This window comes from Staphylococcus sp. 17KM0847 (assembly GCF_013463155.1).
Taxonomy (GTDB): Bacteria; Bacillota; Bacilli; order Staphylococcales; family Staphylococcaceae; genus Staphylococcus.
In genome coordinates, this window is sequence record NZ_CP040781.1 from 1461172 (window position 1) to 1486398 (window position 25227).

Below are 25227 nucleotides of genomic sequence, written 5' to 3' on the forward strand. Positions count from 1 at the left end.
TCATGGGACAAACACTATTTGATAAAATTTGGAACCAACATACAATTACAGGTCAACCTGGCGAACCTCAATTATTATATATTGATTTACATCTTATTCATGAAGTCACTTCACCTCAAGCCTTTGAAGGTTTACGACTCCAAAATAGAAAGCTGCGAAGACCTGACTTAACATTCGGAACATTGGATCACAACGTACCGACTATTGATATATTTAATATTCGAGATGATATTGCAAATAAACAGATCGAAGCACTACAACAAAACTGCAAGGCATTTGATGTCACACTGTTTGATATGGGTTCGGATGAACAAGGTATTGTACATATGGTGGGTCCTGAAATGGGATTAACGCAACCCGGTAAAACTGTTGTTTGTGGTGACTCACATACTGCCACTCATGGTGCTTTTGGTGCAATCGCTTTTGGTATTGGGACAAGTGAAGTGGAACATGTTTTTGCAACACAAACACTTTGGCAAACAAAACCTAAAAATTTAAAAGTTGTTGTTTCTGGAAAGCTCCCTTATGGTGTCTACGCTAAAGATATTATTTTACACCTTATCAATCAGTACGGCGTTGACTTTGGAACAGGTTATGCTATTGAGTTTGCAGGTGATACGATACAATCCCTTTCTATGGAAGGACGTATGACAATATGTAATATGGCGATTGAGGCTGGAGCAAAGTATGGTTTGATACAACCTGATGACACAACATATCAATATCTCGAAGGTCGACGCTATGCCCATCATATTGCTAATAAAAAAATGGCATGGCAAGCACTATATAGTGACACTGATGCTCAGTTTGACAAAGTTATTACATTAGATGTAACACATTTAGAACCTCAAGTTACATGGGGAACAAGTCCAGAGATGGGTGTGAATTACAGTAGTCCATTTCCAAGTATCCATAATACAAATGATGCCCGTGCTTATGACTATATGGGATTACAGCCTGGACAAACTGCGTCTGATATTCCATTAGGCTATGTTTTTATCGGTTCATGTACCAATGCGCGCATCTCCGACTTGATTGAAGCGAGTCAATTTGTCAAAGGACGACATGTTCATCCTAATATTACTGCAATCGTAGTACCAGGATCTCGACAAGTCAAAAAACAAGCAGAAAAACTCGGTCTAGATCAAATTTTTAAAGAAGCGGGTTTTGAATGGCGTGAACCCGGTTGTAGTATGTGTCTCGGTATGAATCCAGATCAAGTGCCAGCAGGTGTTCATTGTGCTTCAACGAGCAATCGCAACTTTGAAGGTCGACAAGGGAAAGGGGCCAGAACACATCTTGTCTCTCCTGCAATGGCGGCGGCAGCAGCAATACATGGACATTTTGTCGATGTAAGAAAGGTGGTAAATACATAATGGAGATTAAACCGATTACACATTTCACAGGTAAAGTCGTTTCATTATTTCATGACAATATTGATACAGACCAAATCATTCCCAAAGTGCACCTCAAACGTATTTCAAAACTGGGGTTTGGTCCGTTTTTATTCGACGAATGGCGTTACTTAGAAGATGGTACAGATAATCCAGACTTTCCTCTAAACCATCCTTCTGCTCAAGGTGCTTCCATTTTAGTAACAGGTGAAAACTTTGGTTGTGGTTCAAGTCGTGAACACGCTGCATGGGCTCTTAAAGATTATGGCTTCCAAGTGATTATAGCTGGAAGCTTTAGTGATATTTTTTATATGAATTGTACAAAAAATGCTTTACTTCCTATCCAACTAGATCGAAAAATACGTGAACATTTGGCAACACAAACAGAAATTACAATTCATTTACCTGAGCAACAAATTCAAACATCAACACATACTTTTCCATTTCATATTGATGAGACATGGAAGCATAAACTCATAAATGGCTTAGACGACATTGCATTAACCTTGCAATACGAATCAAAGATTACAGCATACGAAAAACAAAACAACAAATAAGGAGTGAACAAGATGACTGTTCAAACACAAACTGTTCATGCAAAAGATGTAGATGAAGCCTTTTTACGAATTCAACAAACCGTTAAACAAACACCATTAGAAAAGGATCACTATTTATCATTAAAATACAATTGTAACGTCTACTTAAAACGAGAAGATTTGCAGTGGGTGCGCTCTTTTAAACTCCGTGGTGCTTATCATGCAATCTCTGTTTTACCTCCAGAGCAACAATCTAAAGGAATTACATGTGCAAGTGCGGGTAACCATGCACAAGGTGTTGCTTTTACTGCTCGAAAATTAAATTTAAAAGCCGTTATTTTTATGCCAGTCACCACACCAAGTCAAAAAATCAATCAGGTTCAATTTTTTGGTGATACTAATGTTGAAATCAAACTTGTAGGCGATACATTTGATGATTGCCTACAAGAAGCACTTCAATATACAGATAAGCATCATATGACATTCATTGATCCATTTAATAATGTACATACAATTGCAGGTCAAGGTACGCTAGCAAAAGAAATTTTACAATCAGCTGAGCAAGCGCAACTTTCTTTCGACTATCTATTTGGTGCTATTGGCGGTGGCGGTTTAATGTCAGGTGTCGCCACTTATTTTGCAGAGTATTCACCGCATACAAAATTGATAGGTGTCGAACCATTAGGTGCTAGTAGTATGTACGCTGCTGTTCAACAACAGCAAGTCGTTACATTGCCGAATATCGATAAATTTGTCGACGGTGCATCTGTTGCCAGAGTGGGTGATATTACATTTAATATATGTCGAAAACACCTCCACCATTATGTACAAGTAGATGAAGGTGCTGTTTGTTCAACTATCTTAGATATGTACTCAAAACAAGCCATTGTTGCAGAACCTGCAGGCGCATTAAGTGTTAGTGCCTTAGAACAGTATAAAGACGAAATTCAAGGGAAAAATGTAGTTTGTATCATTAGTGGTGGCAATAACGATATTAATCGTATGAAAGAAATTGAAGAGCGTTCTCTACTCTTTGAAGAGATGAAACATTACTTTATCTTAAATTTTCCACAACGTCCAGGAGCATTGCGACAATTTGTTAATGATGTACTGGGTCCTTATGATGATATTACTAAATTTGAATACTTGAAAAAAGCGTCGCAAAATACAGGAACAGTCATTATTGGGATTCAGCTCCAAAATCATCAAGATCTTAAACAACTTCTTGCCAATGTCGATGCCTTTGATCCTAAAAATATTTATATCAACAAAAATAAAATGTTATATTCCTTGTTAATTTAAAATAACCGGACGACTTTTAATTTTTAATCTGAAAGTCGTCCGGTTATTTACTTTAACCTTTTTCTATAACTTGTACTAGCTATTACGATATTATTCGTGCTTTGAAGTTATCAATATTTTGATCGCCAATACAACATACGTTTTATTTAATTATTGATACCTTTAATTTGGGCTTAAGGCACTTGAAAGTATAGAGACAATGCGCTTTTTGTATACTAAAAAAAGTGAGACAGCATATGCCATCCCACCACGAAAGGTGAAGAATCAAAAAAAGAGAGGTCACAATGACCTCCCTCAAAATAAAACCTGGCACCGTCCTACTCTTGCGGAACGTAAGTCCGACTACCATCGGCGCTAAAGAGCTTAACTACTGTGTTCGGCATGGGAACAGGTGTGACCTCTTTGCCATAGGCACCAGATAAAAGAATGTTATACATTCAAAACTAGATTGTAAGTATAAAAGTTTCACAAGAGAAACCGAAAGAATAAAAATTGATTAAGTCTTCGATCGATTAGTATTCGTCAGCTCCACGTATCACTACGCTTCCACCTCGAACCTATTGACCTCATCATCTTTGAGGGATCTTATAACCGAAGTTGGGAAATCTCATCTCGAGGGGGGCTTCATGCTTAGATGCTTTCAGCACTTATCCCGTCCATACATAGCTACCCAGCTATGCCGCTGGCGCGACAACTGGTACACCAGAGGTATGTCCATCCCGGTCCTCTCGTACTAAGGACAGCGCCTCTCAAATTTCCTACGCCCACGACGGATAGGGACCGAACTGTCTCACGACGTTCTGAACCCAGCTCGCGTACCGCTTTAATGGGCGAACAGCCCAACCCTTGGGACCGACTACAGCCCCAGGATGCGATGAGCCGACATCGAGGTGCCAAACCTCCCCGTCGATGTGAACTCTTGGGGGAGATAAGCCTGTTATCCCCGGGGTAGCTTTTATCCGTTGAGCGATGGCCCTTCCATGCGGAACCACCGGATCACTAAGTCCGTCTTTCGACCCTGCTCGACTTGTAGGTCTCGCAGTCAAGCTCCCTTATGCCTTTACACTCTATGAATGATTTCCAACCATTCTGAGGGAACCTTTGAGCGCCTCCGTTACACTTTAGGAGGCGACCGCCCCAGTCAAACTGCCCGCCTGACACTGTCTCCCAGCACGATAAGTGCTGCGGGTTAGAAATCCAATACAATTAGGGTAGTATCCCACCAATGCCTCCACGTAAGCTAGCGCTCACGCTTCTAAGGCTCCTACCTATCCTGTACAAACTGTACCGAATTTCAATATCAGGCTACAGTAAAGCTCCACGGGGTCTTTCCGTCCTGTCGCGGGTAACCGGCATCTTCACCGGTACTATGATTTCACCGAGTCTCTCGTTGAGACAGTGCCCAAATCGTTACGCCTTTCGTGCGGGTCGGAACTTACCCGACAAGGAATTTCGCTACCTTAGGACCGTTATAGTTACGGCCGCCGTTTACTGGGGCTTCGATTCGTAGCTTCGCAGAAGCTAACCACTCCTCTTAACCTTCCAGCACCGGGCAGGCGTCAGCCCCTATACGTCACCTTACGGTTTAGCAGAGACCTGTGTTTTTGATAAACAGTCGCTTGGGCCTATTCACTGCGGCTCTTCAGAGCGTGAACCCTAAAGAGCACCCCTTCTCCCGAAGTTACGGGGTCATTTTGCCGAGTTCCTTAACGAGAGTTCGCTCGCTCACCTTAGAATTCTCATCTTGACTACCTGTGTCGGTTTGCGGTACGGGCACCTACTTTCTAGCTAGAGGCTTTTCTCGGCAGTGTGAAATCAACGACTCGAGAAAACGTGTTTTCTCTCCCCATCACAGCTCAGTCTTTATGAGTGCCGGATTTGCCTAACACTCAACCTCACTGCTTGGACGTGCACTCCAACAGCACGCTTCGCCTATCCTACTGCGTCCCCCCATCGCTTAAAACGAAATTAGGTGGTACAGGAATATCAACCTGTTATCCATCGCCTACGCCTGTCGGCCTCAGCTTAGGACCCGACTAACCCAGAGCGGACGAGCCTTCCTCTGGAAACCTTAGTCAATCGGTGGACGGGATTCTCACCCGTCTTTCGCTACTCACACCGGCATTCTCACTTCTAAGCGCTCCACATGTCCTTGCGATCATGCTTCAACGCCCTTAGAACGCTCTCCTACCATTGTCCAAAGGACAATCCACAGCTTCGGTAATATGTTTAGCCCCGGTACATTTTCGGCGCAGTGTCACTCGACTAGTGAGCTATTACGCACTCTTTAAATGATGGCTGCTTCTAAGCCAACATCCTAGTTGTCTGGGCAACGCCACATCCTTTTCCACTTAACATATATTTTGGGACCTTAGCTGGTGGTCTGGGCTGTTTCCCTTTCGAATATGGACCTTATCACCCACATTCTGACTCCCAAGTTAAATTATTTGGCATTCGGAGTTTGTCTGAATTCGGTAACCCGAGAGGGGCCCCTCGTCCAAACAGTGCTCTACCTCCAATAATCATCACTTGAGGCTAGCCCTAAAGCTATTTCGGAGAGAACCAGCTATCTCCAAGTTCGATTGGAATTTCTCCGCTACCCTCAGTTCATCCGCTCACTTTTCAACGTAAGTCGGTTCGGTCCTCCATTCAGTGTTACCTGAACTTCAACCTGACCAAGGGTAGATCACCTGGTTTCGGGTCTACGACCAAATACTCATTCGCCCTATTCAGACTCGCTTTCGCTGCGGCTCCACATTTTCTGCTTAACCTTGCATCAGATCGTAACTCGCCGGTTCATTCTACAAAAGGCACGCCATCACCCATTAACGGGCTCTGACTACTTGTAAGCACACGGTTTCAAGTTCTCTTTCACTCCCCTTCCGGGGTACTTTTCACCTTTCCCTCACGGTACTGGTTCACTATCGGTCACTAGAGAGTATTTAGCCTTAGGAGATGGTCCTCCCAGATTCCGACGGAATTTCACGTGCTCCGTCGTACTCAGGATCCACTCAAGAGTGTCTATGTTTTCGACTACAGGATTATTACCTTCTTTGATTAACCTTTCCAGGTTATTCGTCTAACATAGCCATTTGTAACTCCGTATAGAGTGTCCTACAACCCCAACAAGCAAGCTTGTTGGTTTGGGCTTTTCCCGTTTCGCTCGCCGCTACTCAGGGAATCGATTTTTCTTTCTCTTCCTCCGGGTACTAAGATGTTTCAGTTCTCCGGGTCTACCTTCTCACATGCTATGTATTCACATGTGGATAACACGACATAACTCGTGCTGGGTTCCCCCATTCGGAAATCTCTGGATCAAAGCTTACTTACAGCTCCCCAAAGCATATCGTCGTTAGTAACGTCCTTCATCGGCTTCTAGTGCCAAGGTATTCACCGTGCGCCCTTAATAACTTAATCTTATTGTGATATTGCCAAGTCTAACGACTTGTCAATCACCAGTTATTAATTATGTGAGTCGTCTATTGACGACTAGCGATCATTTAGTTTCAAGCTTTCGCTATTCACTCGGTTTTGCTTGGTAAAATCATTTATACTTACTTATCTAGTTTTCAATGTACAATATTGAATCCTCAAATATGAGCATTCAAAACTGAATACAATATGTCACGTTAATCCGCTATCATCATCTGAGATGATGTTCCGTATATATCCTTAGAAAGGAGGTGATCCAGCCGCACCTTCCGATACGGCTACCTTGTTACGACTTCACCCCAATCATTTGTCCCACCTTCGACGGCTAGCTCCAAAAGGTTACTCCACCGGCTTCGGGTGTTACAAACTCTCGTGGTGTGACGGGCGGTGTGTACAAGACCCGGGAACGTATTCACCGTAGCATGCTGATCTACGATTACTAGCGATTCCAGCTTCATGTAGTCGAGTTGCAGACTACAATCCGAACTGAGAACATCTTTATGGGATTTGCTTGACCTCGCGGTTTCGCTGCCCTTTGTAATGTCCATTGTAGCACGTGTGTAGCCCAAATCATAAGGGGCATGATGATTTGACGTCATCCCCACCTTCCTCCGGTTTGTCACCGGCAGTCAACTTAGAGTGCCCAACTTAATGATGGCAACTAAGCTTAAGGGTTGCGCTCGTTGCGGGACTTAACCCAACATCTCACGACACGAGCTGACGACAACCATGCACCACCTGTCACTTTGTCCTCCGAAGAGGAAAACACTATCTCTAGTGCGGTCAAAGGATGTCAAGATTTGGTAAGGTTCTTCGCGTTGCTTCGAATTAAACCACATGCTCCACCGCTTGTGCGGGTCCCCGTCAATTCCTTTGAGTTTCAGTCTTGCGACCGTACTCCCCAGGCGGAGTGCTTAATGCGTTAGCTGCAGCACTAAGGGGCGGAAACCCCCTAACACTTAGCACTCATCGTTTACGGCGTGGACTACCAGGGTATCTAATCCTGTTTGATCCCCACGCTTTCGCACATCAGCGTCAGTTGCAGACCAGAAAGCCGCCTTCGCCACTGGTGTTCCTCCATATCTCTGCGCATTTCACCGCTACACATGGAATTCCACTTTCCTCTTCTGCACTCAAGTTTTCCAGTTTCCAATGACCCTCCACGGTTGAGCCGTGGGCTTTCACATCAGACTTAAAAAACCGCCTACGCGCGCTTTACGCCCAATAATTCCGGATAACGCTTGCCACCTACGTATTACCGCGGCTGCTGGCACGTAGTTAGCCGTGGCTTTCTGATTAGGTACCGTCAAGACGTGCACAGTTACTTACACGTTTGTTCTTCCCTAATAACAGAGCTTTACGATCCGAAGACCTTCATCACTCACGCGGCGTTGCTCCGTCAGGCTTTCGCCCATTGCGGAAGATTCCCTACTGCTGCCTCCCGTAGGAGTCTGGACCGTGTCTCAGTTCCAGTGTGGCCGATCACCCTCTCAGGTCGGCTACGTATCGTCGCCTTGGTGAGCCGTTACCTCACCAACTAGCTAATACGGCGCGGGTCCATCTATAAGTGACAGCAAGACCGTCTTTCACTGTTGAACCATGCGGTTCAACATGTTATCCGGCATTAGCCCCGGTTTCCCGGAGTTATTCCAGTCTTATAGGTAGGTTACCCACGTGTTACTCACCCGTCCGCCGCTAACGTCAGAGGTGCAAGCACCTCATCTGTTCGCTCGACTTGCATGTATTAGGCACGCCGCCAGCGTTCATCCTGAGCCAGGATCAAACTCTCCATAAAAGAAGTAAGCTTGATATAGCTCGTTTGATTGTTTAAGTCAATCACTCTCGAAAGTACTATCGTTAGTACTCAATTTATCGGAATTAACGTTGACATATTGTCATTCAGTTTTCAATGTTCATTTTGTATTAATTATGGAGCGGGTGATGGGAATCGAACCCACAACATCAGCTTGGAAGGCTGAGGTTTTGCCATTAAACTACACCCGCATTATTTATTATTTTATATAATATTAAACGTTTCAAAAAGTTGATGCGGCCGAGAGGACTTGAACCTCCACGGGATCTCTCCCACTAGGCCCTCAACCTAGCGCGTCTGCCATTCCGCCACGACCGCTCGGTAATTTCGAGACAACTCACTTTATTAGAACGAGATTTATTATATCGAAACGTTTATTTGTTGTCAACAATTTTTTAACATTAATTTAATTTTTGTAATCAGTTATTAACATTCATTTCAACAACGTATCTAAATATATCATGTTGCTTTTCATATGTCAACAAATTATTTCGTCGCTTCTGTTTTTATTAGCGACTTTTGCTATTATAAAAGTGCTCGGTCAAAATGTCAACTAGAAATCATCACTTTTATAAAATGTTTTAGCGTACATTTTAGGGACTGTATTAAACACTCTCTTTTATTACACTTTTTACATCTATTTTTTCAAAGCTTATCTGTAATTCTTTAACAATGAAAAAGCATTACTGAGATGGGACATCGTAATACCTATACTCTGTCCCTTTTCCCAGTTCATTTAGCTTTCATAGATTTATGATTGATATGGATCGATCATTGTCAAAGATACTTTTTCTTTTTCACTATCTACACTTTCAATCCATACATCTACAATATCTCCTACATTTACCTTATCCATTGGATGTTTTACAAACTGTTTAGATATTTTGGATATATGTACCAAACCGTCTTGTTTGACACCAATATCAACAAACGCACCAAAATCCACAACATTTCTCACCGTTCCACTCAACTTCATTCCTTTAGTCAAATCTGTGATAGATAAAATATCTGATTTCAGTTGAGGTGTTTCATAGTCTTCTCTCGGATCACGGTTCGGTGCGATTAAAGATTTAATAATATCTTCCAATGTAGGAACGCCAACATTTAATTGCTCTGCATATGTCTGCAAATTCAGTTTTGCGAGTACTTGTTTAGCTTGTGTAGTCCCAATGTCTTGACGTGTTAATCCAACCGCCTTTAACAATTCATATGTTGCTTGATAACTTTCAGGATGAATTGCTGTATTGTCAAGTGGATCCACACCATCTACAATACGCAAAAAACCTATACATTGTTCAAATGTTTTTTCGCCTAGACGTTTCACCTTTTTAATTTGTTGATGTTTCGTAAATATACCATTTTCTTCACGATAATCCACAATATTATTCGCAATTTGCTTTGATAAACCTGCAACATGTTGAAGTAACGTACTTGATGCTGTATTGATATCCACTCCAACTTGGTTTACCGCCGTTTCAACAACAAAGTTCAGTGCTTCTGATAATGCTTTTTGATTCACGTCGTGCTGATATTGACCCACGCCAATGGATTTAGGATCAATTTTGACCAGTTCACTTAATGGGTCTTGAATTCGACGTCCAATAGATACTGCACTTCGCTCTTCAACTTGAAAATCCGGAAATTCTTGGCGTGCAATTTCAGACGCTGAATATACGGACGCACCCGCCTCATTGACAATGACATACTGTACATGTAAATCATGCTGTCGAATCATATCAGCTACAAACTGCTCTGTTTCACGACTTGCTGTACCATTACCTATCGCAACCAAGTCGATATCATATTCCTTTACTATCTCTAAAAATATTCGCTTTGCTTCTTCAACTTTGGCTGCTGGTGGATGTGGGTATATAACATTTTTATTCAGGAACATACCATACGGATTGACAACAGCTAATTTACACCCTGTACGAAATGCTGGATCTATCCCTAAAATTTGCTTACCTTTCAGTGGAGATTGTAACAATAAGTTTTTTAAGTTTTCACTAAATACGTGAATTGCCTGTGTTTCTGCCCTCTCTGTTAAATCACCACGCAACTCTCTTTCAATAGACGGAAAAATTAAGCGCTTCATTGCATCATCAATCGCTGCTTTGACAATTTGTGAAGATGCTCCGTCACCCTTAACTTCTACGCGTTGTACTAACTGTGAAAGTTTATCTTTATCTGCTTCAATTTTCACAGATAAAACTTTTTCATTTTCACCACGATTCATTGCTAAAATACGATGATTCGCAATTTTTTTGATCGGTTCACTATAATCATAGTACATCGTGAAGATCCCTTTTTCATCTTCTCCATTTTTCTTTTGTTTTGTAACAAGTAGACCCGTATGCCATACTTCACGTAAAATTTGTTTACGATATTTAGGATCATCTGCTATTTTTTCAGCAATAATATCTTTTGCGCCTTGAATCGCATCATCATAGGTTTGTACTTCATCATTTATATATGCTTCCACTTTTTCTTTAAGCGATACGTCAGATTGTTGCTTTAAAATCCATGTTGCTAATGATGCAAGCCCTTTACGTTTCGCTTCAGTGGCGCGTGTTTTTTTCTTTTGTTTATACGGACGATAAAGATCCTCAATACGTTGCAATTTAGTTTGGGCTAAAATATCTGCCTTTAATTGTTCTGTTAACATTCCCTGTTGTGCGATTGCCTGTATAATTTCCTCTTTACGCTTTTGTAAATGCACCATATACGCATAGCGATCATTTATTTTTTTTATTGCTACTTCATCCAATCCTCCTGTTGCTTCTTTTCGATAACGTGCAATAAATGGTATTGTATTTTTTTCTTCTAACAATTTTAAAACTGATTTGATTTGTTTCACTGAAAATTGATATTCATTATGTATAGACTGAATAAGTGTGTCTGTCATTTTCCTTACTGCTCCTTTTTTTCAATTCAGTTATTCAACTTAATATATACACTCCATTTTAACATGACAATTATTAAAAAACTTTAATCGATTCCGTAGTATGTATGATTCGAGACGTTCATTGTTTTACTAATTAACAAATAAGCACAACACTTTTCATAACAAAAGTGCTATGCAAAGTCATTGTGCTTAATTTAATCTCTCTATCCGACAGCCTTCTGTTTTTACTCTTTCGCTGCCTCTTGCAACTTTTTAATAGCCGTTCGTTGCAATCGTGATACGTGCATTTGACTTAAACCTATACGTTCTCCTGTCTCTTTTTGGCTTAGTCCTTCAATAAATGTGCATTGGATAATTTCTTGTTCTCGCTCTGATAGTATCGGTAAAATACGTTCTAAAATAATACGTTTTTCAGTCAAGTCATAGTTATCATCTTGTGCCCCCATAATATCAAGCAATGTTACAGTAGAGCCATCTTTATCTGCTTCGATTGAATGATCTACACTGAGCGCATTATAACTCTGCCCCATTTCCATTGCTTCTAACACTTCTTCGTCTGACACTTCTAAATATTCTGCAATTTCTCTTATGGAGGGAGAACGTTCCAATTCATTTGTCAACGTATCTATCGCTTTCTTAATACGTGGACCAATTTCTTTAATTCTTCTAGGTACATGTACACTCCAAGTTTTGTCTCTTAAATAACGTTTTATCTCACCGATAACTGTCGGTACTAAAAAAGCTTCAAATTTCCGATCAAATGATAAATCAAAACGATTAATTGCGCCAATTAACCCCACCATTCCTACTTGAACTAAATCTTCGTGATGGGACTGCCCTTTTGAATATTTATAAGCAAGAGATTCTATTAGTTTTTCATAATGCTTAACAAGTTGTTCTTGTGCTTCTTTGTCTCGATTTTTTTGGTGTGCTAAAATCCATTCATTAATCTGTTCTGCTGAAACATTATTCACTGGTTTCGATGCTTTCGTCATGGTTTCGCACCTGCTCTTTTTTTATATACTTAATCATACTAATCGTCACACCAGCATCTTTGCTTACAGTTACTTCATCCATTAATGCTTCAATCAAAAATAAACCGAGTCCGCCTTCACGTAAAAAATCAATATTTTCATTTTGTTGATAAGGACCTAATTGTTGTTTGGCTTCTTGATAATTAAAGCTAGCCCCTTGATCAGAAACAACAACTTTAACATATGTTTCTGCCAATTCAAATACAACTGTAATGTACCCTTTTTCTTCTTGGTTTTTATATGCGTGTTTTACAGCATTAGTGACCGCTTCACTCACCGCAATTTTAGCATCTTCAATATCATTATATGAGGCATTAGCACGATTAAAGACGCCAGATAATGTCAATCGAATTAAACTTACATATTCTGGCGAAGCAGGCAAACGCATTTCAATAACATCTTGTTCATACGGCATGTTATTCGACCTCCGTTCCTTGATTCACATGCATTAAATCATCAAGACCTGTAATATCAAATAAACGCTTAATACGATCATTTACTCCTAAAATATACAACGCTTTATCGTGCTGATTTAAAGCTTTTAATGTACCTACAAATAAACCTAAACCTGTTGAATCCATATATGTTAAATTTGTAAGATTCACATGAATATCATGCGTTCCTTCTTGACGAATTGGTAATAGTACCGCTTCTAACTCTGGTACTGTGGCAACATCTAGCTCTCCTGCAACAGTAATTTCGTAATATTGATCGTACTCCTGTGTTTCTATATTAAGGTTCATTGTTTATACACTCCTAGAATTAATCTCTACGCTCCATTTTACCCTATTTTACATCTTATAATCTTTTATGGTGTATTTAATCTACCCGTTTGATAATTAATATCGTCAAATCATCACGCTTACTTTTTTGTTGTAGATGGAGCAATGTTTCATACAACATTTGTACAATATCTTGTGGATGTAAGTCTTTATATTTAAGAATGAAGTTAAGCAAGTAATCTTTGTTAATAAAATTCCCTGCTTCATCTCGTATTTCTGTCACCCCATCTGTAAAAATAATAATCATGTCATTACGTTCTATTTTTATTTCTTGCTGTTGATAGCGCGTAGTAGGACTTACACCTAAGACACGTCCTCTAACTGTAATCTCTTCAAAAGTATCTGACGCTGCTCTAAAAATGTAACCCGGCTCATGACCAGCGGAACTACAATACAGTACATGATTCAAATCTTCATACAAACCATAAAACATCGTCACAAACATATTTTGATTAACATTCTTTTCAACTACTCGATTGAGGCGTTTCAATCCATCATTAGGCAATTGTGAATGTCCATAAGAATCCATACCAAATTTAATCATACTCATTGCTAATGCTGCTGGTATACCTTTGCCGATAACATCTGCAACTGCAAAGCTCATCGTTCCATCTTTATGATCGATTAAGTTGAAATAATCACCACTCACACGTTGTGCAGCTACGGATATCACACCGATTTGAATACTATCAAATTGGGGAATATCTGCTTTAAGCATGGTTTGTTGTAAACGTGCTGCTAAATCCATCTCTTTATCGTGCACTTCCATACGATCTACTAATCGTTTATAATCCGAATAATTATAGCCAAAGCTTTGAATCACTGCTTCCAGTACATCTAAGCTCTGAGCAATCTCGTGTTGTGTGTATTGTCCCTGTTCTAAATATGTTTTATGTCTATGTACGATTGCTTCTGGTGTAATACTCTCTTCTGGTAAGTTACTGGCAAATGTACGCGCTTGTTCTAACACACGTTCTTTATCTTCATGTTGTAAAAAGCGTTCGATCAATTCAAAATAATAATTTCTTTTTGATTGCGCCAATATTAGCACTCCTTCTTTCGAGCTTTAGTCTCATTATTCTCTTTGAATATTTATTATTACCAAAGATACACACGTAACAGAAACTTCACACTTGAAACATAACACCATTCAACAATGCTAGCAATATGAAGAAATGAGACAAAATTTTAATCACTAAATTTTATAAATTCACGTAATTAGAAAATGGTATATCTTGACCTTTATCACTGTTAATTAGTATATATATTTAAATATTTTAATCATACGATCTATAACTCAAGCCATATTAAAAGCTGGAAACAATAATATTTCCCAGCTTTAATATCTCTCTTGTATATTGTACTTGTTCATAGTCGATTGCATATCCTCTTCTCATACAATGCAATATATTAACACGACTTGAATGATACCTTTACATTGTTTAACCTACTTTGACGCATTAACATGAAGACCTAAACTAATACCTAAAGCATTGTTCACTTCTTTCATCTTGTCGTCTGATAAAAAAGTAAGTTTTTCTTTTAGCCTTTTTTTATCAACCGTTCTGATTTGTTCTAACAGAATAACAGAGTCTTTATCAAGTTTGTATTTGTTTTTATCTATCTCTACATGGGTCGGAATTTTAGCTTTATTAATCCTCCCTGTAATCGCTGCTACAATAACTGTTGGACTATATTTATTACCAGTATCATTTTGAATGATAACGACAGGTCTTACTCCCCCTTGCTCAGATCCCTTAACTGGCGACAAATCTGCTAGAAACACATCACCACGCTTCATTTAGTCATCCTGTTTATCTGATAATAAGTGTGATTCATTACAATCGCACGCTTCACATTCGACTGAATAGGCTTCTGTTGCTAGGGAGAGATTCAAATCTGCCATTTGGGCATAACCTTCCTTCAGTGACTGCTCTAAATTTTTAAACTTTGTTTGATTGAATACTGACATTCTAAGACCCTCCACATCAATTCAATACACTTTAAAAATCGCTTTTAATCACTCATAATCATAACAAAAATGATTTCAAACCACCATAACTATTTTAACAATTCATTGAAAACATCTACATGGTTTTCCGTTTTATAAACACGTGGTATACGACGTCCCAAATTACATAGCACCTCATAATTAATGGTTTGTTGCTGTATAGCAATCGCTTCTAATGATTGAGGGTTATGCGCCTTATTGTCTAGTATAACTACACGATCCCCTTGTTTAATATGAGATGGGACACGTACCACTGTCTGATCCATGCTAATTCGACCCACAACTTCACATTGGTTTCCATCGATACTTACACTTGCTCCCTGCATTACTCGCAAGTAGCCATCTGCATAACCAATAGGCAATAAAGCAATATGCATACGTTCCGAAGCTGTAAATGTTTCTCCATAACCGATTTTTTCTCCTGCCTCCAACTGTTTCACTTGCATAACTGTCGTTTCTACTCGTGCAGTTGGTTTTAAACGTGCGGTACCTTTAGATTCAATAAACTCGCTTGGATAATAGCCATATAATGCAATACCTGGTCGAAAAGCATTACATATCTCTGGATCAAAACGTAATGTACCGGCAGAGTTCTGAATATGAATGTATGCTGGTCTATCAGCACTTTCAATCAAAGATTCAAAACGTTGATATTGCTGTTGTGCAGAATCATTTTCTTCATCTGCTGATGCAAAGTGTGAAAAAGTCCCTTCAAATATAAGCTGTTCGTGTTGATTAATGGTATGAATGATCGCCTGATACGTCTCACTATCTTTAATACCTAGACGGTTCATACCTGTATCTAACTTAATATGAAGCCACAATGACTTAGTACTTTCTTCATCAATATGCTCAATAGCAGCATCCAACCACTCTTTAGAAGGGACAGCAACAGCAACACGATGCTGTATCGCTTTATTAATAGCCTCTGGAGGAATACTTGATAATATTAATATTTTCTCTTTAATTCCATGCATGCGTAGTTCAATAGCCTCATCAAGTGTAGCGACACAGAAAAAAGTTACACCTAACTTTGAAAGGTGGTTCGCAACACCTACACTTCCTAATCCGTATGAATTTGCTTTAACAACTGCCATCATTGTTTTATTCGGATGACATTTTGTGAGTGCATAAAAATTTTCAGTAATAGCATCTAAATCTACTGTTAATGTTGTATTGCGATAATATTTTTCTGACAAATCCTTGTCACCTTCCTCATGCTCAATATCTATTATACTTCTTTGTTATTTTTTGTTTTCTTGCTGTTCAATGATGACTTGACTCATCGCATAATGCATCGTATGTGTAATAGATACATGTACAATAAACCCTTCAAATATAATATAAGGTTTTCCATTTTCATCATTATCACAATGTATTTCTTTAAACGCAATCTCCTTACCAATCCCTGTACCTAGTGCTTTGCTAAAAGCTTCTTTCACAGCAAAACGTCCTGCTAAAAATTCAAGTTGTCTTTGTGGATGTGTAAACATATGATATTGCTGCTTTTCACCCTCACTTAATATACGTGCAATAAATTTAGGCTGGTGCTCCACAAGTTGTCGGATACGTGATATTTCAACTAGATCTATCCCTACTCCGTATATCATACTTTTTCACCTTCATTGTTTGATTGCGTGTCTTCTATTTTATCATATTTTTCTTCTGGTATGGATGACACGCTATGCTGTACTTCTTGACTTATTGTCCTGCGTTCTGGTTGTCCTATATCATCAAGGATTCTCTTTTGAATGATGCGTTTAATCTTTAATGCTTCTTTTTTGGGAATAAGCTGGATTTGGGCATTGCCTCCTGCTGTTGAAACTGTTAATGTTGCTAAGCCATACTTACGCATAATAAATCCTTCATCAATATCAATGTTTTGGATACGGAACAAAGGAATTTTTAGTTCTTTTACAAAAATAAAACCTTTCCGTACAACAACACCTTGTTCTGAGTAGTTATACCTAAAAATGTGATAAGCATAGGCTGGTTTAAGCCATACAAAGATGATCAAAAAAAGTATAAGTACTACTAAAAGCCCTGCCGCTATCCACCACATGATGGTTTGAAATGGTACAAAAAAGCTAACAATTAAATGCAAAACGGCTAAAATTCCTATAATAACAGAAATAATCAGTGACACTATACGCATTACTTTAGGGGCTTGTTCTGCCATTCTCCTATAATTACCATCTGTCATCATACGTGCCACCTCCTATATACCATGCTTGTAGTGCATCAACATCACAGCGTTCTACAAATTTTAAGCCCACATCCATATATAGTGATCCCTTTGCCAATTTATAACTAAAATGGCTTAAATCAGACCGAGTCATCAGCGGATGTGCATGACGCTCCCATCCCAAAACCTTATCATGTTTAAAATATGTCGTTCGAAAACCTGTGTATGTCACACGTCGGATCGCCATTTCATCTTCACTATAAGCCCATCCCGATTTTTTTACTGCAATCATACTATTTAGACTCATATATATAATAATCGGTGCTACTCCAAACCATAACCATGGCCAATAATAGTAATGTACAACACTCGCAATAATGATTAAAATAAGCGATAACACCCAAAAACGTCTATGAAACCCTCTCCAAGGTAAACCTAATTTCACATTATGAAATTTCATTGATGGCACAATATCAGTAAGGAGTTGCCTAGCTTCTTGACGTCGAATAAACGGTAAAATCATTACACGTCCATCAGCAAAATCATTGTCCAAATCTATGGACATATCACTTGTAATCACAAAATCATATGCAGTATAACCGAATAATGTTCTTAAAAAGCTTCTATGTTCTATGACTGCTTGAATACGCTGAATCGGTACGGTTACTTTTTGAACTTTAAATAAACCATAGCGAATTGTTAAATATTCGCCTTGTCGGTTTAAAGTATAGTTAAAGTAACGTATCATCGTAATAATCGTTCCAACAACGTAAGATATCATAACAATCACGGCGACAATTGACACAACAAAAACAGATGTACCATGCAAGCGTGTTTCGAATTGATCATAGAGTTGATTCCACGGCAAATGTTCAGATAAGGCTGTTAACAGCGGGCTTAACGTTGCAAAAGTTACAAAGATAGCCCCACTTGTCATCGCCATCAACAATAAATTTTGTGTAGAAAGACGATACAACAACTCTTCTTTATGTATATTTAAAGTATCACTTCCAGACTCTAAACTGTCTGCGCTTATATGACCTTCTCCTACATTATCCGTATTATGAATATCGCTTTTTCTTTTTTCTATCTCTTTTTGAATATTATCGCTTTGGGCTTTAGTTACAGTTTCAAGCGCAATACCGTCACTCGGCGTTTGAATTTGTAGACGAACGCCCCCTACAATCTGATGAATCATGTTTTGTGATGTATCCATCGATTGTATACGTGAAATATTCAACTCTTTTCGTTCAAGATTAAATAATCCAGAGGTCACAACAAAATGGTCATTTTCAATCCAATAACGTGTTTTGTACGTTTTAATCATATCTCCTATAAATGTAATAAGAAAAAAAACAAATAAAATGCCCGGAAAAATATAGTTACTCACATCTTGATAATCAAAGTCTTTCATCACAAATAATACAAAAATAAAAATCGGAACAATATTAGATTTAATCGCTCTAAAAATGCTCATAACATATGATATAGGATGGAGCTTTTGCGGATTATACATCGCTGTCCTCCTCCTTTAAATAGGATAGACAATATTGTTCAATCCGTACAACATCTGTTTTATGTAATAGCGGTAATACGACTTCATGCCCTGCAGTAACAAGCGTCAATCGTTGCAATTTATGACGTCGCATTAACGGACCATTTTTCCATTGTACATATTGTAAACGTTCTATTTTTAAAGCTTCGTATTTGCGAAACCAAAAACGCGCTTGTACTTCTAACACATTTTCTGTTAAGCGATAACGATGATAACGATAGTTGAAATAGGGTTTCAATAGACAATAAATACATAAAAGAATAATGACCGCAATCAATATGTATAAATATGAAGACCAACCTACATACTTAAATATGAGGGTAATTGCTAAAATAAGCGGTAGCGTAATGGCTATCCATACAAGACCGTAATAACGCCTATAATAATGCTTAGCCGTTTCTGGACTTCTTTCGAGTACGCCTTTCATCATCTATACCTCCTATTTTATTTTTGAGTATATTATAACATAAACATTTTCCTCCAACTTTTGTATTCAACCTTTGTGAAAAATGAAAAAGGCTCGACAATATATACTGTCCAAGCCTTTAACACAACTTTTATTTTTGATGATCTGCAAATGTACGCCCTTTTTTCACTTTGCCTTCACGTTTATTTTTGAAATTTCCTTTTTTATTAAAGTTTTGTTTGCGATTATTTTTACTATGACGTTTATGATTTGAGCCTTTACGATTACCACCTTTATGACCACGATTTTTACGTGCCAATGGTTTTTCAAAAGTCAGTTGTACTTCCACGTCATCATTCGACTCTACAAGTTCTTGCAATAATGATGTCACAAGATCAGCTGCATCATATGTTTCAAGCAATTGCTTAGCTATATGTTCAACACGCGGTTCTTTATCAACTGACATCCAATTTTCAACTTTGTTTTTAATCTCGTCTTCACGTGCTTGTAAAACTTCTTTGCGGTGTGGTGGACGTAATGCACGCATTTGACGACGGTTCGTTTGTTCAATTTGACGAATATAGTCCATCTCAATTGGATTAACAAACGTTACAGCAATACCATGCTTACCTGCACGCCCCGTACGACCAATACGATGTGTATAGCTTTCAGTATCTTGCGGAATATCAAAATTATATACATGACTTACACCTGAAATATCTAAGCCGCGTGCTGCAACATCCGTTGCTACTAAAATATCAATCTGATCATTCTTGAATTTTTTCAATACTTCTAAACGCTTCGCTTGTGTGATATCACCATGAAGCCCTTCAGCTTTATATCCTTTCGATAACAATGCACTTGTTAATTCATCTACACGGCGTTTCGTACGTCCAAATACAATTGCAAGCTCTGGTTGATGTACATCCAAGAAATTAGTAAAGGTATCAAACTTCTCTAACTCTTTAACAATGGTATAAAATTCATCAATTTGCGGGTCTGAAATTTCGTTGTTCATCGTCTTAATAATCTTTGGTGACTTCATAAAGTTTTGTACAAGTTCTTGAATTGCTTTAGGCATCGTTGCTGAAAATAACATTGTTTGACGATTATCAGATGGTAATTTATCCATAATATAACGCATGTCGTCAATAAAGCCCATATTCATCATTTCATCTGCTTCATCTAATATTAAGGTTTCAATATCTTGTGTTTTTAACGTACGGCGATTTAAATGATCGATAACACGTCCCGGTGTTCCAACAACAATCTGCGGTCCACGTTTTAATGATTTAATTTGACGATCAATAGGCATACCACCAAAAACAGTTACAACTTGTACTTTTTGACCACGGCTAAATTCACGTAACTGCTCTGCCACTTGCATTGCGAGTTCACGTGTCGGTGCTAAAATCAACGCATGTACACCTTGTTTACCGATGACTTTTTCAATTAATGGGATACCAAATGCGCCTGTTTTCCCTGTCCCTGTTTGCGCCTGTCCCAATATATCAATATTTTGGAGTGCATATGGGATACTATCTTTTTGAATAGGGGTTGGTTCTGTGAATCCCATTGACTCAAGGGTTTCAGCTGTACGTTCTGAAACACCTAATTCTGTAAATTTTTGCAAAGTAATTCTCCTTTTTATTTCAAAATTCTCATATAATACTGTCAAATAATTTTAATCTAACTTCTACATATTACCACCTAAGCATTAATATCGCAATAAATGGGAATATGTAAGTCATATTGACCCACTAAAAATGTAACTTCAATACAAAAACCTTAATGTGTATCTTCCAGCTTACACATTAAGGTTAACTTCAATCATGCATTTATACTATTTTACAAGTGCTTCTACTACTGCTTCTAACTTCATGCCACGTGATCCCTTAACTAATACGATATCATCAGGTTGAAATAATGCTGTTAACTTCTGAATAAGTTCAGTTTTAGAGACAAAATGTTGTGCTTCGTCCACATGATTTTTACCTTCTTCATATAATGCGTAAGAAGCTTCTCCATATGTAAAGAGCATATTAATCTGTTTATTTTCTAAGTATGCCCCTACGTTTGCATGTAGCTGTTCAGATTGTGGACCTAACTCTAAAACATCACCGAATACAAGTATCTTTCTTCCCACCATTTGTGTCATCGTATCAATGGCTGCTCTCATACTTGTAGGGCTTGCATTGTAAGCATCGTTAATAACTGTTGCCCCATTTTGAGCGATAAATTGTTGCATACGCATTTCTGTGAGTGCTAACTGATCAAGTTGTTGTTGAATGACTTGTTGACAGACACCTAACTTTTCAGCAATACAAATTGCAATAGCTGCATTTCTCATATTGTGTGTACCTATTACAGGAATATGATAGCGCTGTGTCGTTCCATTATGGTTGAGAGAAAATGTAATGCCAGTTGCATCATGAGCGTGTATCTCACAATGCATATCATTTTGTAAACCTGTTCCAATACTTATCGTGTTGCGTGTATCCAATGTATCAACAAGTGCAGTTAATAAAGGTTCATCTCCATCATATAACAGCACACCGTCTTTTTTTAATCCGGATACAATTTCAAATTTTGCACGTGCAATCCCTTCTCGAGAACCTAAATCTTGCATATGTGATTCACCGATATTTGTAATAACAGCAAAATCCGGTTGCGCAATACGAGATAACAATTCAATTTCACCAAATCCCGACATCCCCATCTCTAAAATAGAAATTTGTGTTTCGGGAGATAACTGCAAAATAGTGAGTGGCATACCTATCTCATTATTATAATTTCCTTGTGTTTTTTTGACATTGTAGTTCGCTGAAAGTGTATTCTCTAACATATCTTTCGTTGTTGTTTTACCATTAGAACCTGTCACCGCGATAACTGTTGGATCTATATATCTGATATACGCTTTTGCAAGTTCCTGTAATGCAATCAATGTATCTTCTACCCAGATGATCGGTTTATCTTTTGGCGGTTCAATATCACTGTCTTTTTGAAAGAAGGTTGCAGCGGCACCATCTTGTAATGCCTGTGCGCTAAAGCGATGACCGTCTACGTTTTCTCCTTTAAAAGGGATAAAAAGTTGCCCTGCTTCGATATGACGCGAATCAATTGTAACACCTTGAATCATCACATCTAAAAAACGTGTTTCTACTTCACACGAAATCCAGTCTGTCAATTGCTTTAAACTAATATTTATCATAAGTTCTCAACCTCAGTCATCGATGCGGTATTTATTCAGTTGTTTTTCTGCATGACGTTCTTTTGCCAATTCAATTAATTTTGTAATCAACTCTGAATAAGATACCCCCATATTTTCCCATAATTTCGGATACATGCTGTACGCTGTAAAGCCCGGCATCGCATTCGTTTCATTAATAAAAATCTGTTGATCTTCCGTAACAAAAAAGTCCGCTCGTAATAAACCTGCACAATCCGTTGCCTTAAATGCTTCGATCGCCATATTGCGTAATGTCATTTGTACTTCTTCATCCAACTCTGCCGGAATACTCAACTTAACTTTGCCATCTTTATATTTTGATTTATAGTCATAAAACGCAACATCTTTAATCACTTCTCCGGGCCATGTTGTCTCAGGGTAGTCGTTGCCAAGTACAGCCACCTCAACTTCACGTGCAGTGACTCCTTGTTCAATTACAAGTTTACGATCAAATTGAAAAGCCTCTTCAATACCACGAATGAGTGCTGCTTCATCTTCACATTTACTGATTCCTACACTTGAACCTAAATTGGCAGGCTTAACAAATACAGGAAACTCTAACTTATCTTGAACAAGTTTTAAAATATTGTGCTGATATTTTTCATATTCACTGCGTAAAAAGCTAACATAAGGTAACTGTGGTAACCCTCTATGTGCAAAAAGTTGTTTCATTACCAACTTATCCATAGAACTTGCTGCAGCTAACACACCATTTCCCACGTAAGGAATATCAAGCACTTCGAATAATCCTTGAATCGTCCCATCTTCACCATTTGGGCCGTGTAATAACGGGAAGACCGCATCATAACTGCCACCTTGGCTACTCTTTGTTAACAATGTTGAAATATGTCCCGCTTCAACATCTTTTAATCTCAACGTTTCGATATTTGTGATTTCTTCAGTAATATGCTCTTGTTTTTTCCATTGACCATCGTTTGTAATATAAATAATATCAATATGATATTGTGCTTTATCAATTGCATTTAATACATTTTGCGCTGTTAAAATCGAAACGTCATGTTCGGCACTTTTCCCACCATATATGATACATAAAGCTTCTTTCGACATAGTTCCGCCTCCAAATGATTTTCTAAACTCCATATTACCATGTCGAATGTTTATTATGCATTTAATTTCCTACAATATTAGCAATTTAATTACAAGTTTTGTAAAATCGGTATATAATACAGATTAGAGAAATTTTTAGTATAAAGGAGATTAGCATGGCTTCTTCTCGTCAACACACACAAAAGTCTTTTTTTAAACGCTTGGATTGGACATTAATCAGCTTAGTCACCCTTCTATGCATCATCAGTGTGATTACCATTCATTCTGCAATGGGCGGCGGGCAGTATAGCATGGACTTTGGTGTACGTCAGATTTTTTATTACATTTTAGGTGCGATCATTGCTTTTATTATTATGTTGCTTTCACCCAAAAAAATACGTAAATATGTTAATGGCGTTTACTTATTCTTTGTCCTACTGCTTTTCGGACTGATTATCTTACCTGAGTCTAGCTTTACGCCCATTATTAATGGTGCAAAAAGCTGGTATCGCATTGGTCCAATCAGTATTCAACCCTCTGAATTCATGAAAATTGTTCTCATACTCGCAGTATCAAAAGTTGTTGCACAGCATAACCGTTTTGTATTTAATAAATCTCTCGAAACAGATTTTATGCTTTTAGTCAAAATTTTCGCAGTTACAATTGTACCGATGGGTTTGATCTTATTACAAAATGACTTAGGGACAACACTTGTTTTTATGGCAATTATTGCTGGCATCGTCATTGTAAGTGGTGTGTCTTGGAAAATTTTAGCCCCCTTATTCGGTACGATCATTGTGTTAGGCAGCGGGCTAATTTTATCTATTATTTACAAACCAAGCTTAATTGAAAACATCTCTGGTATTAAAACTTATCAGTTAGGTCGTATTAACTCTTGGCTTGACCCTTACACGTATAGTTCCGGTGATGGCTTTCATTTAACAGAATCAATGAAAGCGATCGGTTCCGGTCAATTAGTTGGTAAAGGTCTGAACAATGGTGAAGTTTATATCCCTGAAAACCATACTGACTTTATCTTTTCTGTGATTGGTGAAGAGTTTGGTTTCGTTGGTGCAGTCATTGTATTAGTGATATTTTTATTGCTCTTGTTACATTTGATTCGACTGGCTGTTATATCTGAGGACTTGTTCAATAAGTCATTCATTATCGGTTATACAAGTTTATTACTTTTCCATATCGTTCAAAATATCGGTATGACTATTCAACTCCTCCCTATCACAGGTATCCCTCTTCCATTTATTAGCTACGGTGGGAGTTCGTTATGGAGCTTGATGGCAGGACTCGGTGTCATTCTAAGTATTCATTACTATACACCTAAAAAATACAATACACATTCATTGCAATCACGTATATCCAAATAAGTATCCATAAAAAATCCCCACTAATGAAATCGAATATCATTAGTGGGGATTGCTTATTCTCATATTAAAAATATTACTTCAGTTTTTCAGGAGGAGTGGTCGTATTGGGCAGTGATCTCATGATATCCAATCGCGATTTTGTCTTTTTAACTTTAACCCCAATTGATGATAACATCTTCACCACACTGTAAAACTTATCATTTGGTTTTGCCAT

The 25227-nt window shown here is 38.3% G+C and carries 20 protein-coding genes, 2 tRNA genes and 3 rRNA genes; 4 read left to right on the top strand and 21 right to left on the bottom strand.

Annotation, left to right across the window (positions count from 1 at the left end; all coding sequences use genetic code 11):
* Nucleotides 1–2: 2 nt before the first annotated feature.
* Genes leuC through ilvA form a run of 3 tightly spaced genes read left to right on the top strand, consistent with a single transcriptional unit; the run spans nucleotide 3 to nucleotide 3232 of the window.
* On the top strand, nucleotides 3–1376 hold the full coding sequence (gene leuC / locus FGL66_RS07145; protein ID WP_180809159.1) for a 3-isopropylmalate dehydratase large subunit: 1374 nt from the start codon (nucleotides 3–5) through the stop codon (nucleotides 1374–1376).
* Entirely contained in the window at nucleotides 1376–1951 is a 576-nt protein-coding gene (leuD, locus tag FGL66_RS07150; RefSeq protein ID WP_180809160.1) for a 3-isopropylmalate dehydratase small subunit, read from the top strand. Before leuC ends, leuD begins: the two co-directional genes overlap by 1 nt.
* Nucleotides 1952–1963: 12 nt before the next feature.
* Nucleotides 1964–3232, top strand: coding sequence for a threonine ammonia-lyase IlvA (gene ilvA, locus FGL66_RS07155; protein WP_180809161.1), 1269 nt, complete (start codon nucleotides 1964–1966; stop codon nucleotides 3230–3232).
* 304 nt (nucleotides 3233–3536) lie between these two features.
* Here the strand turns inward: ilvA and rrf are convergent.
* The 20 genes from rrf to FGL66_RS07255 form a co-directional block, all read right to left on the bottom strand.
* Nucleotides 3537–3651: ribosomal RNA gene (gene rrf / locus FGL66_RS07160) — 5S ribosomal RNA — on the bottom strand.
* A gap of 73 nt (nucleotides 3652–3724) precedes the next feature.
* Nucleotides 3725–6649 (bottom strand): 23S ribosomal RNA (locus FGL66_RS07165).
* 259 nt (nucleotides 6650–6908) lie between these two features.
* Nucleotides 6909–8459 (bottom strand): 16S ribosomal RNA (locus FGL66_RS07170).
* The 16S, 23S and 5S rRNA genes sit together here with 2 tRNA genes alongside, the layout of an rRNA operon.
* Nucleotides 8460–8594: 135 nt before the next feature.
* Nucleotides 8595–8668, bottom strand: a tRNA-Gly gene (locus FGL66_RS07175).
* A 44-nt stretch (nucleotides 8669–8712) separates the two neighbouring features.
* Nucleotides 8713–8795: transfer RNA gene (locus FGL66_RS07180), tRNA-Leu, on the bottom strand.
* A gap of 433 nt (nucleotides 8796–9228) precedes the next feature.
* Nucleotides 9229–11382, bottom strand: a complete 2154-nt coding sequence (locus FGL66_RS07185) for a Tex family protein (protein ID WP_180809162.1) — start codon at nucleotides 11380–11382, stop codon at nucleotides 9229–9231.
* A 224-nt stretch (nucleotides 11383–11606) separates the two neighbouring features.
* Nucleotides 11607–12377 carry an RNA polymerase sigma factor SigB gene (gene sigB, locus FGL66_RS07190; protein ID WP_180809163.1) on the bottom strand — a complete coding sequence of 257 codons (771 nt, stop codon included), beginning with the start codon at nucleotides 12375–12377 and terminating at the stop codon, nucleotides 11607–11609.
* Entirely contained in the window at nucleotides 12349–12831 is a 483-nt protein-coding gene (gene rsbW / locus FGL66_RS07195) for an anti-sigma B factor RsbW (protein ID WP_180809164.1), read from the bottom strand. Before rsbW ends, sigB begins: the two co-directional genes overlap by 29 nt.
* Nucleotide 12832: 1 nt before the next feature.
* Nucleotides 12833–13159 (bottom strand): anti-sigma factor antagonist, encoded by a 327-nt coding sequence (locus tag FGL66_RS07200; RefSeq protein WP_180809165.1) that lies wholly within the window; start codon nucleotides 13157–13159, stop codon nucleotides 12833–12835.
* 76 nt (nucleotides 13160–13235) lie between these two features.
* Nucleotides 13236–14249, bottom strand: coding sequence for a SpoIIE family protein phosphatase (locus FGL66_RS07205; RefSeq protein WP_374757658.1), 1014 nt, complete (start codon nucleotides 14247–14249; stop codon nucleotides 13236–13238).
* Between the two features lie 396 nt (nucleotides 14250–14645).
* Nucleotides 14646–14999 carry a type II toxin-antitoxin system PemK/MazF family toxin gene (locus FGL66_RS07210; protein WP_180809167.1) on the bottom strand — a complete coding sequence of 118 codons (354 nt, stop codon included), beginning with the start codon at nucleotides 14997–14999 and terminating at the stop codon, nucleotides 14646–14648.
* Nucleotides 15000–15170, bottom strand: a complete 171-nt coding sequence (gene mazE, locus FGL66_RS07215; protein ID WP_180809168.1) for a type II toxin-antitoxin system antitoxin MazE — start codon at nucleotides 15168–15170, stop codon at nucleotides 15000–15002.
* Between the two features lie 89 nt (nucleotides 15171–15259).
* Nucleotides 15260–16408, bottom strand: coding sequence for an alanine racemase (alr, locus tag FGL66_RS07220; RefSeq protein WP_180809169.1), 1149 nt, complete (start codon nucleotides 16406–16408; stop codon nucleotides 15260–15262).
* Between the two features lie 45 nt (nucleotides 16409–16453).
* Nucleotides 16454–16819: a holo-ACP synthase gene (acpS, locus tag FGL66_RS07225; protein WP_180809170.1), complete on the bottom strand. Its 366-nt coding sequence runs from the start codon at nucleotides 16817–16819 to the stop codon at nucleotides 16454–16456.
* Nucleotides 16816–17415, bottom strand: a complete 600-nt coding sequence (locus FGL66_RS07230) for a PH domain-containing protein (protein WP_180809171.1) — start codon at nucleotides 17413–17415, stop codon at nucleotides 16816–16818. The genes acpS and FGL66_RS07230 overlap by 4 nt, the downstream gene beginning before the upstream one ends.
* Nucleotides 17399–18910, bottom strand: a complete 1512-nt coding sequence (locus FGL66_RS07235) for a PH domain-containing protein (RefSeq protein ID WP_180809172.1) — start codon at nucleotides 18908–18910, stop codon at nucleotides 17399–17401. Before FGL66_RS07235 ends, FGL66_RS07230 begins: the two co-directional genes overlap by 17 nt.
* Entirely contained in the window at nucleotides 18903–19379 is a 477-nt protein-coding gene (locus FGL66_RS07240; RefSeq protein WP_180809173.1) for a PH domain-containing protein, read from the bottom strand. The genes FGL66_RS07235 and FGL66_RS07240 overlap by 8 nt, the downstream gene beginning before the upstream one ends.
* 127 nt (nucleotides 19380–19506) lie before the next feature.
* The gene (gene cshA / locus FGL66_RS07245; protein ID WP_180809174.1) at nucleotides 19507–20988 is read right to left on the bottom strand and encodes a degradosome RNA helicase CshA; all 1482 of its coding nucleotides are present in this window, start codon (nucleotides 20986–20988) and stop codon (nucleotides 19507–19509) included.
* Between the two features lie 210 nt (nucleotides 20989–21198).
* Complete coding sequence (locus FGL66_RS07250) at nucleotides 21199–22566, bottom strand: UDP-N-acetylmuramoyl-tripeptide--D-alanyl-D-alanine ligase (RefSeq protein WP_180809175.1); 1368 nt, start codon at nucleotides 22564–22566, stop codon at nucleotides 21199–21201.
* 12 nt (nucleotides 22567–22578) lie between these two features.
* Nucleotides 22579–23652 carry a D-alanine--D-alanine ligase gene (locus FGL66_RS07255; protein WP_180809176.1) on the bottom strand — a complete coding sequence of 358 codons (1074 nt, stop codon included), beginning with the start codon at nucleotides 23650–23652 and terminating at the stop codon, nucleotides 22579–22581.
* A 155-nt stretch (nucleotides 23653–23807) separates the two neighbouring features.
* Between FGL66_RS07255 and FGL66_RS07260 the strand changes: the two genes are divergently transcribed.
* On the top strand, nucleotides 23808–25013 hold the full coding sequence (locus tag FGL66_RS07260; protein WP_180809177.1) for an FtsW/RodA/SpoVE family cell cycle protein: 1206 nt from the start codon (nucleotides 23808–23810) through the stop codon (nucleotides 25011–25013).
* Nucleotides 25014–25086: 73 nt separating this feature from the next.
* Here FGL66_RS07260 and FGL66_RS09800 read toward each other — a convergent pair whose 3' ends face one another.
* Complete coding sequence (locus tag FGL66_RS09800) at nucleotides 25087–25227, bottom strand: Lmo0850 family protein (protein WP_258007264.1); 141 nt, start codon at nucleotides 25225–25227, stop codon at nucleotides 25087–25089.

Coding starts and splice junctions, on each gene's coding strand:
- leuC (WP_180809159.1), top strand. CDS start 3: ATGGGACAAACACTATTTGATAAAATTTGGAACCAACATACAATTACA.
- leuD (WP_180809160.1), top strand. CDS start 1,376: ATGGAGATTAAACCGATTACACATTTCACAGGTAAAGTCGTTTCATTA.
- ilvA (WP_180809161.1), top strand. CDS start 1,964: ATGACTGTTCAAACACAAACTGTTCATGCAAAAGATGTAGATGAAGCC.
- FGL66_RS07185 (WP_180809162.1), bottom strand. CDS start 11,382: ATGACAGACACACTTATTCAGTCTATACATAATGAATATCAATTTTCA.
- sigB (WP_180809163.1), bottom strand. CDS start 12,377: ATGACGAAAGCATCGAAACCAGTGAATAATGTTTCAGCAGAACAGATT.
- rsbW (WP_180809164.1), bottom strand. CDS start 12,831: ATGCCGTATGAACAAGATGTTATTGAAATGCGTTTGCCTGCTTCGCCA.
- FGL66_RS07200 (WP_180809165.1), bottom strand. CDS start 13,159: ATGAACCTTAATATAGAAACACAGGAGTACGATCAATATTACGAAATT.
- FGL66_RS07210 (WP_180809167.1), bottom strand. CDS start 14,999: ATGAAGCGTGGTGATGTGTTTCTAGCAGATTTGTCGCCAGTTAAGGGA.
- mazE (WP_180809168.1), bottom strand. CDS start 15,170: ATGTCAGTATTCAATCAAACAAAGTTTAAAAATTTAGAGCAGTCACTG.
- acpS (WP_180809170.1), bottom strand. CDS start 16,819: ATGATATACGGAGTAGGGATAGATCTAGTTGAAATATCACGTATCCGA.
- FGL66_RS07230 (WP_180809171.1), bottom strand. CDS start 17,415: ATGATGACAGATGGTAATTATAGGAGAATGGCAGAACAAGCCCCTAAA.
- FGL66_RS07235 (WP_180809172.1), bottom strand. CDS start 18,910: ATGTATAATCCGCAAAAGCTCCATCCTATATCATATGTTATGAGCATT.
- FGL66_RS07240 (WP_180809173.1), bottom strand. CDS start 19,379: ATGATGAAAGGCGTACTCGAAAGAAGTCCAGAAACGGCTAAGCATTAT.
- FGL66_RS07250 (WP_180809175.1), bottom strand. CDS start 22,566: ATGATAAATATTAGTTTAAAGCAATTGACAGACTGGATTTCGTGTGAA.
- FGL66_RS07255 (WP_180809176.1), bottom strand. CDS start 23,652: ATGTCGAAAGAAGCTTTATGTATCATATATGGTGGGAAAAGTGCCGAA.
- FGL66_RS07260 (WP_180809177.1), top strand. CDS start 23,808: ATGGCTTCTTCTCGTCAACACACACAAAAGTCTTTTTTTAAACGCTTG.
- FGL66_RS09800 (WP_258007264.1), bottom strand. CDS start 25,227: ATGGCAAAACCAAATGATAAGTTTTACAGTGTGGTGAAGATGTTATCA.